Genomic DNA, 17,985 nt, shown 5'->3' with positions numbered 1-17,985 from the left:
ATTTCATCCGGAAATAAGGCTTCATATCCTAAATTCATTAATGCTTTATTGGCATTATAATGAAGAAATTTTTTGACATCCTCTGTCCAACCAACAGTAGAAAAGAAATCGTGATTTTCATTTGCATCTGGTGATAATGAAGAAATAATGGCAGGACTTACATCGGTTATTTCATCCGGAAATAAGGCTTCATATCCTAAATTCATTAATGCTTTATTGGCATTATAATGAAGAAATTTTTTGACATCCTCTGTCCAACCAACAGTATCGTAAAGATCTTCGGTATATTTCACTTCATTGTCATATAAATCTAATAATAATGAGAAAGCAAAATCTTTAATATCTTGTTTCTCTAATTCGGATTTATTTAATAACTGATTTTGAAATTTATAGCCAATATAATAACCATGAACAGCTTCATCTCTAATAATAAGACGAATTAAATCAGCTGTATTGGTTAATTTCCCTCGGCTTGACCAATACATCGGTAAATAGAATCCTGAATAAAATAAAAAGGATTCTAAAAAGACGCTGGCAATTTTTTTCTTTAAAGGATCATTATCTTGATAATAACGCAAAATAATTTCTGCTTTCTTTTGTAAATAAGGGTTTTCTTCACTCCAACGGTATGCTTCATCGACATCGGTTGTTAAGCAGAGTGTGGAAAATATCGAGCTGTAAGAGCGTGCGTGAACGGCTTCCATAAAACAGATATTAGATAACACGGCCTCTTCATGAGGTGTGAGTGCATCAGGCATTAAAGTCGGTGCGCCTACGGTGTTTTGGATCGTATCAAGCAAAGTTAGCCCTGTAAAAACACGGATCGTCAGTTGTTTCTCAGCTTGGGTCAGCGTATTCCACGAAGGAATGTCATTAGAGAGTGGAATTTTTTCAGGCAACCAAAAATTCATAGTTAAGCGATTCCAAACTTCTAAATCTTTTTCATCTTCAATACGATTCCAATTAATCGCATTAACGTGGCTTAATAAAGATGATGGCATGTTATGTTCTCCTTATTGTTATTATTAAAGTGCACACGAAACACAGCCTTTGATTTCAGTGCCTGCTAATGCAGATTGTCGGATACGAATGTAATACAAGGTTTTAATACCTTTACGCCATGCATATATTTGTGCTTTGTTAATATCTCGGGTGGTTGCTTCATCAGAAAAGAATAATGTGAGCGATAAGCCTTGGTCGATATGTTGAGAAGCCTCAGCATAGGTATCGATGATTTTTTCTGCCCCTATTTCATAGGCATCTTGATAATATTGACGATTTTCATTAGTCATAAAAGGAGCAGGGTAATAAACCCGCCCAATCTTACCTTCTTTTCTAATTTCTATGGGCGCAGCAATAGGATGAATGCTTGATGTAGAGTGGTTTATATAGGAAATAGATCCTGTCGGTGGTATTGCTTGTAAGTTTTGGTTATAGATCCCATGAGTCATAATAGATTGTTTAAGCGTCTGCCAATCTTCTTGGGTTGGAATATGAACATTAGATTGACTGAATAGCTGGTGGACTTTTTGAGTTTTAGGCAACCACTGTTGTGATACATATTTATTAAAATATTCACCTGTTGCATATTTTGAATTTTCAAAGCCTTTAAAGTGCTGTTTCTTTTCAATAGCTAATTGATTAGATGCTAATAACGCATAGTAAGTGACGGTATAAAAATAGATATTAGTAAAATCTAATGCTTCTTCTGATCCGTAATAAATCCTTTCACGAGCTAAGTAGCCATGTAAATTCATTTGTCCTAAACCAATGGCATGAGACGCGAGATTACCTTTTTCAATAGAAGGAACAGACTCAATTTTTGTCATTTCAGAGACATTACTTAATGCTCTAATTGCAGTACTGACGGTATGTGCAAAATTAGGTGAATCCATTGCCATAGCAATATTCATAGAACCTAAATTACAACTGATGTCATGACCAATATGGCGATAACTTAAATCAGGGTGATATTCACTTGCGCTGTTTACTTGTAAAATTTCAGAGCAAAGATTGCTCATATTAATTCTACCGGCGATAGGATTAGCGCGATTGACGGCATCTTCAAACATAATATAAGGATAGCCAGATTCAAATTGAATCTCGGCAAGCGTTTGAAAAAATGCTCTCGCTTTAATTTTCTTTTTGCGAATTTGCGCGTTATTCACCATTTCATTGTATTTTTCACTAATACTGATCTCTGACATAGGGATGCCATAAACACGCTCTACATCATAAGGTGAGAAGAGATACATATCTTCATTGCGTTTCGCTAATTCAAAAGTAATATCAGGGATAACAACGCCTAAAGAGAGCGTTTTAATTCGAACTTTTTCATCCGCATTTTCTCTTTTTGTATCAAGAAAATGGTAAATATCTGGATGATGAGCATGAAGATAAACAGCGCCAGCCCCTTGTCTCGCACCTAATTGATTAGCATAGGAAAAAGCATCTTCAAGCATTTTCATAACAGGAACAACGCCAGAAGATTGATTCTCTATACGTTTAATAGGGGCGCCTGCTTCACGTAAATTAGTGAGCAAAAATGCCACGCCACCGCCACGTTTAGAAAGTTGTAATGCGGAATTTACCGATCGGCCGATAGACTCCATATTATCTTCTATACGCAGTAGAAAGCAGGAAACTAATTCACCGCGTTGTTGTTTCCCACAATTTAAAAAAGTCGGTGTTGCAGGTTGAAAACGACCACTGATGATTTCATCAACAAGATGAATAGCAAGATCCGTATCGCCTTGTGCAAGCGTGAGAGCTACCATACAAACACGATCTTCATAGCGTTCAAGGTAGCGCTCTCCATCAAACGTTTTTAAGGTGTAACTGGTGTAGTATTTAAAAGCGCCAAGAAAAGATTGAAAGCGAAACTTTTTGCTATAAGCATGTTTGAATAGTTGTTTGATAAAGGTAAATTCATACTGCTCTAATACCTGAGCTTCGTAATAGTGTTGTTGAACTAGGAACTCTAATTTTTCTCTTAGATCATGAAAAAATACGGTGTTTTGATTGACATGCTGACGAAAAAAATGATGTGTCGCTAATTTGTCTTTATCAAACTGAATATTGCCTTGCTCATCATAGAGATTTAGCATGGCATTTAATGCATGGTAATCCAGTTGTTCTGTTGATTGTGTCATGTTAATTATCTCGTGACGCATTGATCAGTAAGATTTGACCAAAATGTACTTAAACCTGTTTTGACGCGGTTTACATCTTCTGGTGTACCTAATAATTCAAATCGATACAAAAAAGGGATTTGACATTTTTGTGCGATAATATCGCCGGCTAATCCATAAGCTGTACCAAAGTTAGTATTCCCAGAAGCGATGACGCCGCGTATTAATCGGCGGTTTTCAGGAATATTTAAAAACTGAATAACCGCTTTAGGTACTGCACCTTTAGCACTTCCGCCGCCATAAGTTGGGCAAAGCAACACAAAAGGTTGCGTTGCAAGCAATGTTTCATCTTTAATAATTCTGGTTGCCTTTAAATTGAGCTTTTGTATAAAACGATGGCAATTTTCAGAGCGACTGGAAAAATAGATCAAAGGTGCCGTTTGCATAAGATGCTCCTTAGAGCGTGATCTGTCTGATTTTATCAGGGCAGAAACCCGACCAATGTTGTTCACCATGAACCACAACAGGTACTTGGCGATATCCCATAGAAACAATGTGAGCGAGGGCTTGTGTATCTTTGGTGAGATCAACAGAAACAAATGGAATATTTTTCTGTTTTAAGGCGCGTTCAGTGGCACTGCATTGAACACAATTCGGTTTGGTATAGAGGATAACAGACATAAAATAACCCTTATAAAAATATGGATGCGTCTGTTTTCACATCCATAATGAGAAGTCCTTGAATACTATATATAGAGTTATTTATTTTCAACCACACAATATATGGTGGTTTTATTTTTGATAATGATTATCATTAAAATTAAATAGTTAGTGCCTAAATTTTATTTTTAGATCGCTCAATTGATCAATTTTTATTAGATATACGAGTAATTAGATGATTGCTTTATCAATCAAGCATGATTTAATCTTGATGCTAAAGACAAATCAGCAGAGAAAACATTATGTACCAAGACTATCTCGATGCACCTAAAGGTTTTCCAAAACCCTATATCTCTATCACTGCAAATGAAAAAGGGATCACGAGTCTCTATTTTGTGAGTGATAAAGAGATTGTTGTAAATTCAAACTCAGTGATTAACCAATGTATACAACAATTAAAAGAGTATTTTGCGGGTAAACGCACGACGTTTTCAGTGCCATTAGCGCCGGAAGGAACTGAATTTCAAAATCGTGTTTGGAAGACATTACAGACAATTCCTTATGGTGAAATTTGGAGTTATAAAGAATTGGCACTTACATTAGGTTCAGTCAATTATTGCAGAGCGGTAGGAATGGCAAATTCACGTAATCCAATTTCTTTAATTATTCCTTGTCATCGAGTTATTGGGCATAACGGTAAGTTAGTCGGCTATACGGGTGGATTAGATATTAAACGTTGGCTACTTCAATATGAAAAAGTAGACGTCGATGAATAGTTCAGATTGTAAGTATTAAGTATTGTTTCTTAAGTAAACTATGCGTTAAGGCATGGGATTTGTCTGAATATTAATCATTTGGCAGAAAAAAAATGTGAGTTTCGTGATCTAGACTGTGGACAGGGAATCATCATTTTTGTTTTACTATAGCCAACGCAAAACGCTTGCGTTTATTTTCTATTTTAAAGGTAAACTTGATGTCTAAATTAAAAGGTAACGTTAAGTGGTTTAACGAAACTAAAGGTTTTGGTTTTATCACTCCAGAAGATGGCAGCAAAGATGTATTTGTACACTTTTCCGCTATTGCATCAGAAGGCTTTAAAACCCTTGCTGAAGGTCAAAAAGTAGAGTTTGAAGTTACTGACGGCGCGAAAGGGCCATCTGCTGCAAACGTTGTCGCTATCTAATTAACGACTTCTTTGAGACAAGTAAAAACCCGTTATAAAAGCGGGTTTTTATATATCTAGCGCAAAGCCCGTTTTTAACGGGTTTTTATGTATCTAACGCTAAACCCGTTATTTAACTAATTGTTATATTCCGAGTATTACATCTCTCGTAGTAACCAAAATGCAAATGCGGTCATTAAAAATGAACCCGCCAAGTTAGCGCCCATCGTACTTAATGCCCATCCTATTTTCCCCTCTGTTAAGAGTGCGACAACTTCGACAGAAAAAGTTGAAAATGTTGTCAAACCACCACAAAAGCCCGTGGTTAGCATAATTTTCCAAATGGGATCAATATGTGGTGCTTTGCTAAACCATGCGATACCAAAGGCAATAATAAAAGCACCAATACAGTTAGCAATAAAGGTGCCTGTGGCAAAATGAGGAAAAATAGAATTTAGGCGGTAGCTAATTAGCCAGCGTAATACGCTACCTAAACCACCACCTATAAATACAGCAATTGCAATATTAAGCATGAGAGATAAATTATTATTTAACCTCAATCCCCTGAGCTTGAAGATCTGCATGATAAGATGAGCGAACAAATGGTCCACAAGCTGCGTGGGTAAAGCCCATCGCAAGTGCTTGCTCTTTCATATATTCAAACTCTTCGGGACTGACGTAGCGTTGAACAGGAAGATGGTGACGACTTGGCTGTAAATATTGCCCTAATGTCAGCATCGTTACCCCATGTTTACGCAGATCACGCATGACGTCAATAATTTCTTCGTTGGTTTCCCCAAGGCCGACCATTAAACCTGATTTAGTAGGAATATCAGGGTGAGCTTGTTTAAAACGCTCTAACAATGTCAATGACCATTGATAGTTAGCACCTGGGCGTACTTGACGATAAACGCGAGGAACGTTCTCTAGGTTATGGTTGAAGACATCGGGTGGCGTATCCGTTAGGATCTCCAGTGCTTTATCCATGCGCCCACGGAAATCTGGAACTAATGTTTCAATACGGATCGCTGGGTTTTTTGCACGAATAGCCGCAATACAATCAGCAAAATGCTGAGCACCGCCATCACGTAAATCATCACGGTCTACGGAAGTAATGACGACGTAGCGTAACCCCATATCTTTAATCGTTTGAGCAAGTTTTTCTGGCTCTTGTGGGTCAGGCGCATTTGGGCGACCATGAGCAACATCGCAAAATGGGCAACGGCGTGTACAGATAGCGCCCAAGATCATAAAAGGTTGCAGTTCCATGGTTAAAGCACTCTGCAAGGTTAGGGCAAGAGGCTTCTTCACAAAACAGAATGAAGGCCATTTTTACGCATTGCTGCTTTGATACCCTGAATTTTACTTGAGTCAGCGGGTAGCTTTATTTTCATCCAATCAGGTTTGCGTAGCAGTTGTTCACGTTCTGTAGCGACTGTTTTAACAGGAATAAGTGCCATTTTATCGGCGTCGCGATATTTAACTCCGCGTTCCATCTGAATAGGTTTACTCATAATTGTGCCAGTTCCAGTTATCTAGAGTGATTAACACGATGTGACTGAGGTAATCAGGGTTTTAAAAAAATATGACAAATGTTAAAAAAATTATAGCATTTTTATTGCTGTGGTTGAAATCCTAGTTGTGTACAAAAATGCTTAACTAATAACGGTGCTACCTGTGTCGTTGTCGTATTAGGTGCAAAATCAATTAATTGCGTCATTTTTAGATCAGAATAACCACAAGGATTTATTCGTGAAAAAGGGGATAAATCCATATCGATATTGAGCGCAAGTCCATGAAAAGAACAGCCTTTACGAATACGTAATCCTAAAGAGCAAATTTTATCACCCTTTACATAAACGCCAGGCGCATCAGCGCGAGCATAAGCTTCTACATTAAACTCTGCCAACGTATCAATAACGGTGTTTTCAAGAGCGGTGACTAATTGACGAACACCTATATGATTGCGTTTTAAATCAATTAAAACATACATCACTTGTTGACCAGGGCCATGATAAGTCACTTGACCACCACGATCAGATTGAATAACAGGGATAGTTCCCGTATTTAATAAGTGCTCTGCTTTTCCTGCTTGGCCTTGGGTAAAAACCTGTTCGTGTTGAACGAGCCATATTTCATCCGGTGTGTGACTTTCCCTTTTTTCCGTAAACTGATGCATAGAATCAGAAACCGGTAAATAGGGTTTCACACCTAATTGGCGAATAATGATTGTCTTGTCTTGCACCGTGAAAATCTTCATTTGTAGCGTAATTGTGAAGAGCAGTATAACGCTCCAGTAAATGAACTACCAGATTGAGATGTTTTTTTTCCGAGGTAGGATTAAAAATAAGGAGATACAGAATAAGAAAAAGCGCCTTAATGAAAGGCGCTTTTAAAAAGTTATCGATTAGAAGAAACGATTAGAGAACCATACGTACTAGTTCAAGCTCACCTAATTCTTTATATAATGTTTCTACTTGATCGATATGCGTTGCGTTGATGGTAATGGAAACAGAGTGATAATTACCTTTACTACTTGGTTTCACTGAAGGTGTATAATCACCCGGTGCATGGCGTTGAATGACTTCAACGACTTGGTCCACCAATTCTGGTTTTGCATGACCCATCACTTTATAAGTGAAAGAACATGGGAACTCTAACAGCTCGTTTAATTTTGTTTTCATCATAATGTAATTCCTTAAGACAACAGGCGCTGTTGTTTTAATAATGTATTTCTACACCTAATCTTAGCAAATAAAAAGCGCATTCCTTACATAATAAGGAATGCGATACTGGTAATTAGGGTAAATATTTAGGCGGTAAATGTGTTTCTGCCAATATCTGTATGAAAGTTATATGTGGCCACATTTAGCTTTTTCAAGTCTTAGCCAAACCAGTGTGAGAATAATAATTTTATATAGTCGATAATACGGCTAAAGAAACCACCTTCTTTTACATCATTCATCACAACAAGCGGGCGCTGCTCAATAACTTGGCCATCAAGTTGGAAATTAATTGTTCCCACAACTTGATTTTTAGTGACTGGTGCATGTAATTCTACATTATCAAGAATATAGCTGGCTTTTAAATCTTTTAAACGACCGCGAGGAATAGTTAAATAAACATCTTTATCTACCCCTAATTGTACTTTATCTGTTTCACCATACCAGATAGGCTCAGCCGCGAACTCTTTACCCACTTGTAATGGTTTTACAGTTTCAAAGAAACGAAAACCCCAAGTAAGTAGTTTTTTACTTTCGGCATCGCGACCTTTAGATGAATGACCGCCCATAACCGCAGAAATTAAACGCATATTGCCTTCAGTTGCAGAAGCGACAAGGTTATAGCCAGCAGATGCAGTGTGGCCTGTTTTAATACCATCAACGTTTAAACTGGTATCCCATAACAAACCATTTCGATTAGTTTGGCGGATATTGTTGTAGGTGTATTCTGTTTCTTTATAGATGGCATATTCATCTGGTACATCGCGAATTAATGCAGCACCAATTAACGCCATATCGCGCGCCGAGCTGTATTGTCCAGGGGCATCAAGACCATGAACGGTTTGGAATTGTGTATTTTGTAAACCTAGACGTTTAACGTAATCGTTCATCATGGTCACAAATGTATCTTGGCTTCCCGCAATGTAAGAGGCCATTGCGACACAAGCATCATTACCTGATTGTAAGTTAATACCACGCGTTAATTGTGCGACTGTAACGTGATCACCCGGTTTTAAGAACATTAAAGAAGAACCACGAAAAATAGGATTACCTGTTGCCCATGCTTCTTCACCAATGGGGACAATATCGCTATTAGAGATTTTACCCGCACGAATAGATTGACCGATAACATAGCTGGTCATCATCTTGGTTAAACTTGCAGGATCGCGGCGAACGTCGGCATTCATTTCAGCCAGTACTTTTCCTGAATTATAATCAATAAGAATATAAGATTCGGCTTCGATACTAGGAACAGCGGGTATCATTGTTTTTAGGGAATCTTCCGCAATGCCTTGATGACTTACTGTGAGTAAAGCAAAAGTGGCGCTTAATAGACTTGTTCTTAGTAATTTTGCTGGGAGTATTTGTTTCATTCTGTTTGTTTAATCCAAAAATTCAGTGAAAAATAGGGGCTGATAAATAAAATATCAGAAATCCAGACGATTCTACGCTTGAATTTGCTGATATAAAAAGGATTTTACGTAAAAATATCCCTTATTGGGTAATAATAAATCCAGTGATATCTTTAACTTGTTTTAATTTGTTTTTTATTGTTTCGGCTTGATCTTTCGATGAATAAGGGCCGAGTTGCACTTTATATAATCCATCTGTTTTATTTATCACACCTTGGGTGCTAAATAATGATGATAAGTCATTGAGCCAAGACTGAGCATTATTTTCGTTACTGAGAGCACCGACTTGGACATAAAAACCTTGTGCTATGGAATTTGAGGATAATACTGGCTTTGGAGCTGGAGCTGGAGCTGGAGCTGGAGCTGGAGCTGAAGGCTCAATAGGCATATTGTTGCTTGTAGGCGCAGCAGGCTGAGCATTAAAATTAGGACGTTCTGGCAATGCTGTTGTTTTCTTTTCTATCTGTGCACCATGTGTACCAACACCACTCATATGGCCTGTTTGGTCAACAACAATTCCTTCAATAAGCAATGGGGTTGTCGGCATTAAACGTAAGCTATCAGAAACGGCTGGAGTGACTTGAATTTGTTTTCCATTGACGTAAGGACCACGGTCGTTAATACGTACAACCATTGTGCGTCCATTGAGCAAGTTTGTGATTTTTGCATAGCTTGGGATCGGTAATGTCGGATGTGCGGCAGCAAATTCATAGGGATTAACGCGCTCACCAATGCTCGTTAAACGACTCATTGCTAAACTATCATAGACAACGGCTTCTCCTCGCTCACTGAAGTTGGCAGGATCACTCACAATACGGTAAACCACCCCATTTTTTCGGTAATCTTGATTGGCGGTAGGGTGATAAGGCTCGTAACGTGGCTCAGTACCGAGCACACGTTGAGTTGGCACATTGGGTAATGGTGCTGGTTGTTTATTCGTATTCGGCTTATCACTAACACACCCTGATAGTAGCAATGCACTGATACCAATCAAAACCCATTGCAGACGCATAAAAACCTCATTATAAACTTTTCGATAGTAGTTTTCGGTGTGTATGAATTGACATCACGATACCAAACCCTGCCATTAACACAATAAGAGCAGAGCCGCCATAACTCATCAGCGGTAATGGAACACCCACAACAGGAAGGATGCCACTCACCATGCCTATGTTGACAAACACATAGACAAAGAAAATTAACATTAATCCGCCAATCATTACTCTGCCAAATGTATTTTGTGCTTTCGTTGCAAGGTATAGGCCTCGCGCGATTAAGAGTATATAAAGCGTCAGTAGTATCAAAACACCAATTAATCCGAGTTCTTCAGCCAATACAGCAAAAATAAAATCCGTATGGCGCTCTGGTAAGAATTCTAATTGAGATTGAGTGCCTTGTAACCATCCTTTTCCATGTAATCCACCAGAACCAATGGCAATTTTAGATTGGATGATATGATATCCCGCGCCAAGTGGATCTGATTCGGGGTCAAGAAGCATCATTACTCGTGCTTGCTGGTAATCATGCATGAGGAAAAACCAAAGTATGGGGATAAAGGCGGCAACAAGAATAATCGCTACGGTGATAAGGCGCCAACTCATGCCCGCCAAGAAAAGGACAAATAATCCGGAAGCGGCAACAAGAATTGATGTTCCTAAGTCCGGCTGCGCTGCAACTAATAAAGTTGGCACAAAAATAAGTACTAGAGCAATAGCAGTATTACGCAATGTAGGAGGGCACACATCACGATTCATAAATCGGGCGACCATTAAAGGTACTGCTATTTTAGCGATTTCTGAAGGCTGAAAACGTACAATACCTAAATCAAGCCAACGTTGTGCCCCCTTACTTATTTGACCAAAGACATCAACAAGAATAAGCAAAATAACACAGAAAAAATAGAGATGAGGCGCCCAGCTTTCATAGACTCTGGGGGGGATTTGCGCCATGACTATCATGATCATAAACCCCATTGCAATCTGTCCTATCTTACGTTGCATCATTTCTGGATCTTGTCCGCTGGCACTCCACATAATAAATGCGCTGTATCCTAATAAAGCAATAATACAAAGTAAGAATAAGGGATCGATATGGATCCGTGTCCAGAAGGATTTTTTCTTATTATTTTCAGTCATGAGTATTATTCCTCTGAACCACGTGGTGCGGGTGGAGAAGCTGGCAATACAGTATTGTTATCACCAAGAAGAATGTGGTCTAGAATTTGTCTTGTAATATCACCGACAGAAGGGCCTGCGCCACCATTTTCTAGAATAATAGAGATGGCTACCGTTGGCTTATCATAAGGCGCAAAGGCAATCATCAATTTGTGGTCACGAAGATGTTCAGCCAATTGGCTCGCATTGTAGGTTTCGTAACTGAACACCTGTGCCGTTCCTGATTTTGCGGCTACTTTATAAGGTGCATCAGCAAAACTTCGGCGACCTGTACCATTAGGGAAATTAGCCACACCATACATACCGTGTTTTGCTAATTCCCAATAACCTGAGTTGATATCACCAATTTGGCGTGTTTCAGTATCAACATAAGGCAACATTTCATTGCCAAGCTTTGTACCATAAAGTAGGTGAGGGGTTTTAACTTGACCATCATTAATTAATGTCATTAAAGCTTTCGCCATTTGAATTGGCGTTGCTGTCCAATAACCTTGCCCAATCCCTACGGGGATCGTGTCGCCTTGATACCAAGGCTTTTTATAACGTTGTTGTTTCCACTCTCGCGTTGGCATAATGCCGTTGCGCTCTTCGGATAGATCAATACCAGTATATTCGCCATAACCAAAGCGACCCATCCACGTTGATATACGATCAATTCCCATATCATAAGCAACTTGGTAGAAGAAAGTATCCGCAGATTCTACGATAGATTTTGTAACATTAAGTTTTCCATGTCCCCAACGTTTCCAATCGCGATAACGTTTTTCAGAGCCAGGAAGTTGCCACCAGCCAGGATCATGAATTGTTGTATTGGCAGTGATTACACCTTCACTTAATGCAGCAACAGACATAAACGGTTTTACAGTTGATGCTGGCGGATACAGACCTTGGGTTGTACGGTTGATCAGCGGTCTATCTGGGTTGTTTAATAACCTTTGATATTCGGTGTTCGAAATCCCACCGACAAACAAGTTAGGGTCATAACTCGGGTTTGATACAAGCGCTAAAATTTCACCATTGCGAGGATCGGTTACGACAACTGCAGCTCGGCTTGTGGTGAGTAATGTTTCAATATAGGTTTGCAGTTCAAGGTCAATGGTAAGATAGATATCTTTACCTGCTTGTGGAGGCTGTTCATGTAATTGGCGAATAACTCGACCACGGCTATTAACTTCAACTTCTTCATAACCTGTTGTTCCGTGTAAAACAGACTCATAATAACGTTCGATGCCTAACTTGCCAATATCATGAGTTGCCGCATAGTTAGGTGATAAACCTTCTTTATCAAGGCGTTCAACATCTTTATCGTTAATTTTTGCGACGTAGCCAATTACATGCGTTAATGCAGAACCATAAGGATAATAACGACGTTGATAGCCTTTAATTTCTAAGCCGGGATAACGGTATTGATTGATAGCAAAACGTGCGACTTGTACTTGGGTTAATGTTGTTTTTAAGGCAATAGAGCTAAATCGACGTGAACGCTTGCGTTCTTTTTCAAAGGCTGCAATATCTTCGTCAGTTAAGTCAACAACATCCCTTAAACTTTCAAGCGTCTCTTGTAGGTTTGTTACCTTTTCAGGCACAATTTCTAACTGATAGATAGTGCGATTTAGTGCAAGAGGGATACCTTTGCGGTCATAAATAATGCCCCTGCTGGGCGCAATGGGGACTAATTTAATTCGGTTATCATTTGAACGTGTTTGGTAATCATCATGGCGATCGATCTGTAAGTGATTGAGGTTAAAAACCAAAATACCACTTAATATAATAATTACTGAAAATGCGACAATTACACGACGGATAAATAACTTTGATTCCGCTGTATAATCTCGAAACGGGGTACGTTTTTTTCTTTTCATCCCATTTGACTTCACTTACTGACCCGCCAATTATTGATTATTCACGATGATAAGGATGGTTTGTGGTAATGCTCCATGCTCGATAAAGGCTTTCTGCAACCACGACACGAACAAGGGGATGTGGCATTGTTAAAGGAGATAACGACCAGCTTTGTTCTGCGGCAGCTTTACAAGCGGGTGCTAAGCCTTCAGGGCCACCAATGAGTAAGCTGACATTTCTACCATCAAGCTTCCATCGATCAAGCTGTTCTGCAAGTTTTGGCGTATCCCAGCGAGCACCTGGAATATCGAGAGTGACGATGCGATTTCCTTTACCTACGGCTGCTAACATGTGTTCACCTTCTTTTTCGAGAATACGTTTAATATCCGCATTCTTCCCTCGCTTGCCAGCGGGGATCTCGATAAGTTCTAAAGGCATGTCTTTGGGAAATCGACTAAGATAATCCATAAAGCCGGTCTGTATCCAGTCCGGCATTTTTGTACCAACGGCAATGAGCTGTAATTTCAAACTCAGCTCCAGAGTTTTTCAAGTTCATACATACGGCGGCTATCTTCTTGCATGACGTGTACCATGGCTTCACCAAGATCAACGACAATCCAGTCAGAAACGCCTTGACCTTCAACACCTAAAGGTTGTAACCCTACTTCGCGACAATCATCAACGAGATTATCTGCAACAGACATGAGATGTCTGCTTGATGTGCCTGTACAAATAATCATGTAATCAGTCACACTTGATTTTCCGCGTACATCTAATGCAATAATGTCTTGAGCTTTAGAATCTTCAAGTTTATCAATAATAAATTGCTGTAATTCAGAGCCTTGCAAAAGGATCACCTTTAATCTAATGAGTTAATTCAATCGAAAAATAACATACTCGTGGTACTTCAAGTTGCAGCGTTGTTGACGACATTTATTTTGCACTAGTTATATACTTTGGTATGCTCCTAGAGACTTACTCACTTGTTGTCTAACTGCGGCTCAAATTATTTAGAATATGCATGCTATTTTAAAGGAATTTATACCAATAAATCTATTTTACTGAATGATTAATTCCAGTTAGCAATAACAAGAACATCAACCTCATTTTCTTGTTTTTCGACGTTTGATTTAAAAAAAATTCATATATGCCCATTAACTGCGCCATAATAAATAACAAAAAGAAGGCAGATAAGAACTTTTCCGTTTAGACGACAGTTTTACCTTACAGTTCCCTTAAGGGAACAGAGGGTGAGAATAACAGCTAAACCTCGTCTGTCAATGCTGATTAGACACCTAATTAGCCTGTTGCACTTTGTTTGTTAAGTTTAGATTATACAGGCTCATACTCATACTTTTTTAGTTAGAGAGAAAAAGAATGGAAAGAAAAGAATATTATCTCGGACTATCTTCAGAAATTGTGAGTAAATGCAATCGCCAATTACAAGAAAAGTTAGCGTTACTTTGCCATGTCGTAAAAGATGAAAAAATAGGTATTTTGCAAATAGATCCCCAAAGCAGAGAACATTTGTTGCCAATTTATGGTTATATCGGAAAAGAAGGGGATCGTATTGTTTCACCATCAAATTTTATCTTACCTCAATTAAGCTTTGAGCAACTTTTACAGCCTATTGCTCTTGATCATTTTCTTACCCAATTTTTTACACTATTTGATTATCAACAACAGGTTAATCAATTATTAAGTAAAGGGGCTTTGATTAAATTCCATAGTCGATATAAGTATTTGATTATGGCTTATTCACAAGTGGCTTATCGAGAGTTAGGACGCTATATTGCTAATCTTTCTGACGAAATCTCCCTTGACGAAATTGCCTCGACATATCAACAAAAGCTAATGAGAGCATTAAGTGTTGCACCAAATCGAGAAGGACAAACTAATGCATTGATGCATATGGCAGGATATTTTAAGCGAGCACTAAATTCGCAACAGAAACAAGAAATGTCACAGACAATTTTGTTATATCGTCAAGGTGTAGTGCCTTTCTCTCAACCTTATGATTTACTTCAATATTGGTTAACCATTTATCCTGATGATTATTTGATTAATCAACGCTATTTTTCGCCTTATCCATCTGCTTTTAATGACTTAAGAGCACAACTTTAGAATGAACATCTTATTTATAAAGTTGTTGCTGGCGAATATAGTCTTCAACAAGGGTAGGTAGTAAATCGTGGCAATCTAAACCGGCTTTGTGACGAGCTCGAATCTCTGTCGCTGAAATATTATAAAGTGGTGTGTCAGCGAGAAATATTTTGCCCGCAGGTAAACAATGAATGTCTTCTTGCTGATGAGTTTGATGCGTGGTCAGCCATGTCTGCATTTTTGCCGAGCCAAAATGTGTTTGATAACCGGGACGGGCGCAAACTAGTAAATGGCATACATTCAACAGTTCATCCCACTGATGCCATGTATTAATAGAAAGTAATGAATCTTGACCAATAATAAAAGCTAAAGGATGCTTATCACCGATCTCTTTTCTGAAGTCTCTTAGTGTCTCAATAGTATAAGAAGGTGTTGGCTTCTCAAGCTCTCGAGTATCGACTTTAAATGAGGAGTATGGCTCAAGAGCAAGGCGTACCATCTCAAGACGTTGTTGAGAAGATGCCTCTGGTTGAGGGCGATGAGGAGGAATATTGTTAGGTAACCAAATCACTTCTTTTAAACCAATTAATCCTGAAAGTGCTTCAACAGGACGCAAATGTCCATAATGAATAGGATCAAATGTACCACCATATAAAGCGATGGCTTGATTAATTAAAGGTGTTGAGTGATTGGTTCTAGGCATGGCTTACAAATCCTTCAGGCAATGCTTTTCCACAAAGTAATAACCCTAGCGCACTAAGAGAAGGCCAAACTGTTTGTCCATAATCTTGTTTAAGAGTAATTTCAATTGTTGTTAGCAATCTTATTGCTGTCAGCAATTGATGTTCAGATAAACGTTGTAGTGCTGCTGTGAATATTGGGCGTCGGTTTTGCCAGATTCGATGTTTATCAAAAATCGTTTTTAACGAAGCTGTTTTAGACTCACGATGTAGAGTGATCAACTGCATTAATTCACGTTGCAACGTCCTGAGTAAAATGACTGGTTCAGCGTCTTCTCTTTTGAGTTGTTGCAAGATATGCCATGCACGTTGTGTTTTCCCAGCGAGTAATGCATCAACCCAGTGATAAGGGGTAAAATGTGACGCATCATTGACGGCGGCCTCGACTCTTGGGAGCGTTAGCTTACCATCAGGGTACAACAGAGAAAGGCGCTCGATAGCTTGTGCTAGTGCCAGTAAATTTCCTTCATAACAGTAGCAAAGTAATTGATTACCTTGTTCATCCAGCACTAACCCTTTTTGTTTTGCTCGACGTGCAACCCAATGAGGTAATTTATCAAGCTCTGGGGTTAGACAAGAAATGTAAGTTCCGTGTTGGCTTAGCGTTTTAAACCATTCACTGTTTTCTTGTGCTTTTGTGAGTTTATTGCCACGTAAAATCAACAATAAATCTTGATGTAATTCTTGAGATAGGCGAGTGAGTTTTTCTGACATCGCTGCATTGGGACCATTTTCAGGTAAATGCAGTAAAAGAGATTGCTTTTGAGAAAAAAGGCTTAGCGATTGACAAAGCGAGTAAATTTCATTCCAGTCCGTATTATTATCAAGGGTGAATTGATAATGTTCGATGAATCCTTGGGATTTAGCCACGGATTGAATAGCATCTTGAGACTCTTGGAGTAACAGCGGTTCATTACCCCAGAGTAGGTAACTTTGGCGCAGCCCCTCTTGGAGCTGCGCATTCAGTTGTTCTGGATATAAGCGGATCATTTGGCTGGTGAGATTATCTGTTTTGCCTGCTCAGCTTGTGTCGCTTTTTGGCGTTCAGCGTTGTGAACAACCAATAATTTACGCACTAATATTGCTGTCGCTTGTTCACGCATCTCTTGCTTGATAATGTCATTTTCAGCATCTTTCGCTAATGCTTCTAATGGGTTATCGAAGAATGGGCGTGAGACCTGTGATGAAATTGGGTAAATCGTGCCATCAGGCATAATCACTTGCGCATCAAGCACAAATGTTAACTGACGTTCTGCTGATTTACCGTCTTGATACACAGAAACGGTCTCTTTACTTTCTGATGAACCGACAATTTTAAGAATAGGGATGTTTGCTGTTGGATTTTCAACAAGTTGGACACCACTAAGTCTAAGTTGTTGACGCATTACACGAGATAATGGGCCATAAGGGTCACCAGAGCTAAGATAAAGCGTTTTTAATTCTGCTGGAACCTGAGTTTTACCTTGAAGGTGAAAACCACAGCCAGCGGTGATTAACACCGCTAAACCGAAAAATAGCGAAAGTAGATATCGCACTAGGCCTCCTTATCAGCCAACAACGATGTTCAGTAGTTTTCCTGGAACATAGATGACCTTACGAATAGTCACATCTTCCAAGTATTTAGCAACACTGTACTCTTTTGTCGCCATTTCCTGAACATATTCTTTTTCTGAATTAGCCGGAACAGTGACTCGACCACGTACTTTACCATTGACTTGAACGATGATCAGTTTGGTGTCATCGATCATTGCTTCTTCATCAGCAACAGGCCATGGTGCAACATCAACGTCTTCTTTTCCACCTAATGCCTGCCACATAACAAAACAAGCATGAGGGATGATTGGAGAAAGCATACGAACAATGGCTTCTAAGGCTTCTTGCATTAAAGCACGATCTTGTTCTGTTTCTTGCGTTGCACGAGTTAACTTATTCATTAACTCCATAATGGCCGCAATCGCGGTGTTAAAGGCTAAACGACGACCTAGGTCATCTGATACTTTCGCAATCGTTTTATGTAAGTCGCGACGTAAATCTTTTT

At 39.0% G+C, this 17,985-nt stretch carries 20 protein-coding genes and 1 pseudogene; 3 read left to right on the top strand and 18 right to left on the bottom strand.

Going from position 1 to position 17,985, the window contains the following annotated elements:
* The 4 genes from nrdF to nrdH all read right to left on the bottom strand — a co-directional run.
* Positions 1–1,001, bottom strand: a 1,001-nt coding sequence (gene nrdF / locus BHE89_RS13300; RefSeq protein WP_286146121.1) for a class 1b ribonucleoside-diphosphate reductase subunit beta, incomplete at its 3' end; no start/stop codon positions are given.
* A gap of 24 nt (positions 1,002–1,025) precedes the next feature.
* Positions 1,026–3,152, bottom strand: a complete 2,127-nt coding sequence (gene nrdE / locus BHE89_RS13295) for a class 1b ribonucleoside-diphosphate reductase subunit alpha (protein WP_069370039.1) — start codon at positions 3,150–3,152, stop codon at positions 1,026–1,028.
* Between the two features lie 5 nt (positions 3,153–3,157).
* The gene (gene nrdI / locus BHE89_RS13290) at positions 3,158–3,577 is read right to left on the bottom strand and encodes a class Ib ribonucleoside-diphosphate reductase assembly flavoprotein NrdI (RefSeq protein WP_069370040.1); all 420 of its coding nucleotides are present in this window, start codon (positions 3,575–3,577) and stop codon (positions 3,158–3,160) included.
* 10 nt (positions 3,578–3,587) lie between these two features.
* Positions 3,588–3,812, bottom strand: coding sequence for a glutaredoxin-like protein NrdH (nrdH, locus tag BHE89_RS13285; protein WP_069370041.1), 225 nt, complete (start codon positions 3,810–3,812; stop codon positions 3,588–3,590).
* 281 nt (positions 3,813–4,093) lie between these two features.
* Here nrdH and BHE89_RS13280 point away from each other — a divergent pair, with 281 nt between their 5' ends.
* Both BHE89_RS13280 and cspE read left to right on the top strand, forming a co-directional pair.
* On the top strand, positions 4,094–4,567 hold the full coding sequence (locus BHE89_RS13280; RefSeq protein WP_069370042.1) for a methylated-DNA--[protein]-cysteine S-methyltransferase: 474 nt from the start codon (positions 4,094–4,096) through the stop codon (positions 4,565–4,567).
* Positions 4,568–4,764: 197 nt separating this feature from the next.
* Positions 4,765–4,974 (top strand): transcription antiterminator/RNA stability regulator CspE, encoded by a 210-nt coding sequence (cspE, locus tag BHE89_RS13275; protein WP_069370043.1) that lies wholly within the window; start codon positions 4,765–4,767, stop codon positions 4,972–4,974.
* Positions 4,975–5,111: 137 nt separating this feature from the next.
* On the opposite strand, the gene crcB is transcribed toward cspE, so the two are convergent.
* The 10 genes and pseudogenes from crcB to rsfS all read right to left on the bottom strand — a co-directional run bounded on the left by crcB (position 5,112) and on the right by rsfS (position 13,961).
* Complete coding sequence (gene crcB, locus BHE89_RS13270; RefSeq protein ID WP_023581134.1) at positions 5,112–5,486, bottom strand: fluoride efflux transporter CrcB; 375 nt, start codon at positions 5,484–5,486, stop codon at positions 5,112–5,114.
* Between the two features lie 13 nt (positions 5,487–5,499).
* Positions 5,500–6,467 (bottom strand): annotated as a pseudogene (gene lipA / locus BHE89_RS13265) (lipoyl synthase).
* A gap of 101 nt (positions 6,468–6,568) precedes the next feature.
* On the bottom strand, positions 6,569–7,213 hold the full coding sequence (lipB, locus tag BHE89_RS13260; protein WP_069370045.1) for a lipoyl(octanoyl) transferase LipB: 645 nt from the start codon (positions 7,211–7,213) through the stop codon (positions 6,569–6,571).
* Positions 7,214–7,373: 160 nt separating this feature from the next.
* A complete protein-coding gene (gene ybeD, locus BHE89_RS13255; RefSeq protein ID WP_036912266.1) occupies positions 7,374–7,637 on the bottom strand; it encodes a DUF493 family protein YbeD in 264 nt (87 codons plus the stop codon).
* Positions 7,638–7,837: 200 nt separating this feature from the next.
* A complete protein-coding gene (gene dacA, locus BHE89_RS13250; RefSeq protein ID WP_069370046.1) occupies positions 7,838–9,049 on the bottom strand; it encodes a D-alanyl-D-alanine carboxypeptidase DacA in 1,212 nt (403 codons plus the stop codon).
* Positions 9,050–9,170: 121 nt separating this feature from the next.
* Positions 9,171–10,100, bottom strand: coding sequence for an endolytic peptidoglycan transglycosylase RlpA (gene rlpA, locus BHE89_RS13245; protein ID WP_069370047.1), 930 nt, complete (start codon positions 10,098–10,100; stop codon positions 9,171–9,173).
* A 10-nt stretch (positions 10,101–10,110) separates the two neighbouring features.
* The gene (gene mrdB / locus BHE89_RS13240; RefSeq protein ID WP_069370048.1) at positions 10,111–11,223 is read right to left on the bottom strand and encodes a peptidoglycan glycosyltransferase MrdB; all 1,113 of its coding nucleotides are present in this window, start codon (positions 11,221–11,223) and stop codon (positions 10,111–10,113) included.
* A gap of 5 nt (positions 11,224–11,228) precedes the next feature.
* Positions 11,229–13,124, bottom strand: coding sequence for a peptidoglycan DD-transpeptidase MrdA (gene mrdA / locus BHE89_RS13235; RefSeq protein ID WP_069370049.1), 1,896 nt, complete (start codon positions 13,122–13,124; stop codon positions 11,229–11,231).
* Between the two features lie 37 nt (positions 13,125–13,161).
* Positions 13,162–13,632: a 23S rRNA (pseudouridine(1915)-N(3))-methyltransferase RlmH gene (gene rlmH / locus BHE89_RS13230; RefSeq protein WP_069370050.1), complete on the bottom strand. Its 471-nt coding sequence runs from the start codon at positions 13,630–13,632 to the stop codon at positions 13,162–13,164.
* A 2-nt stretch (positions 13,633–13,634) separates the two neighbouring features.
* On the bottom strand, positions 13,635–13,961 hold the full coding sequence (gene rsfS, locus BHE89_RS13225) for a ribosome silencing factor (protein WP_074454116.1): 327 nt from the start codon (positions 13,959–13,961) through the stop codon (positions 13,635–13,637).
* A 520-nt stretch (positions 13,962–14,481) separates the two neighbouring features.
* Here rsfS and BHE89_RS13220 point away from each other — a divergent pair.
* Positions 14,482–15,228, top strand: a complete 747-nt coding sequence (locus BHE89_RS13220; RefSeq protein ID WP_069370052.1) for a YbgA family protein — start codon at positions 14,482–14,484, stop codon at positions 15,226–15,228.
* 10 nt (positions 15,229–15,238) lie between these two features.
* Here the strand turns inward: BHE89_RS13220 and nadD are convergent, their stop codons facing one another.
* From nadD to BHE89_RS13200, 4 genes are all read right to left on the bottom strand, one after another.
* Positions 15,239–15,910 (bottom strand): nicotinate-nucleotide adenylyltransferase, encoded by a 672-nt coding sequence (gene nadD, locus BHE89_RS13215; RefSeq protein ID WP_069370053.1) that lies wholly within the window; start codon positions 15,908–15,910, stop codon positions 15,239–15,241.
* Positions 15,903–16,937: a DNA polymerase III subunit delta gene (holA, locus tag BHE89_RS13210; protein ID WP_069370054.1), complete on the bottom strand. Its 1,035-nt coding sequence runs from the start codon at positions 16,935–16,937 to the stop codon at positions 15,903–15,905. The genes nadD and holA overlap by 8 nt, the downstream gene beginning before the upstream one ends.
* Positions 16,934–17,482 (bottom strand): LPS assembly lipoprotein LptE, encoded by a 549-nt coding sequence (gene lptE, locus BHE89_RS13205; RefSeq protein ID WP_069370055.1) that lies wholly within the window; start codon positions 17,480–17,482, stop codon positions 16,934–16,936. Before lptE ends, holA begins: the two co-directional genes overlap by 4 nt.
* Before the next feature lie 12 nt (positions 17,483–17,494).
* On the bottom strand, positions 17,495–17,985 hold a 491-nt coding region (locus BHE89_RS13200; RefSeq protein ID WP_141008298.1), incomplete at its 5' end, for a class I tRNA ligase family protein.

It is taken from the genome of Shigella sp. FC1967 (genome assembly GCF_001743005.1).
GTDB lineage: Bacteria > Pseudomonadota > Gammaproteobacteria > Enterobacterales > Enterobacteriaceae > Proteus.
Note: the sequence above shows the minus strand (reverse complement) of the source record. Positions and strands in the feature narration are given on the sequence as shown.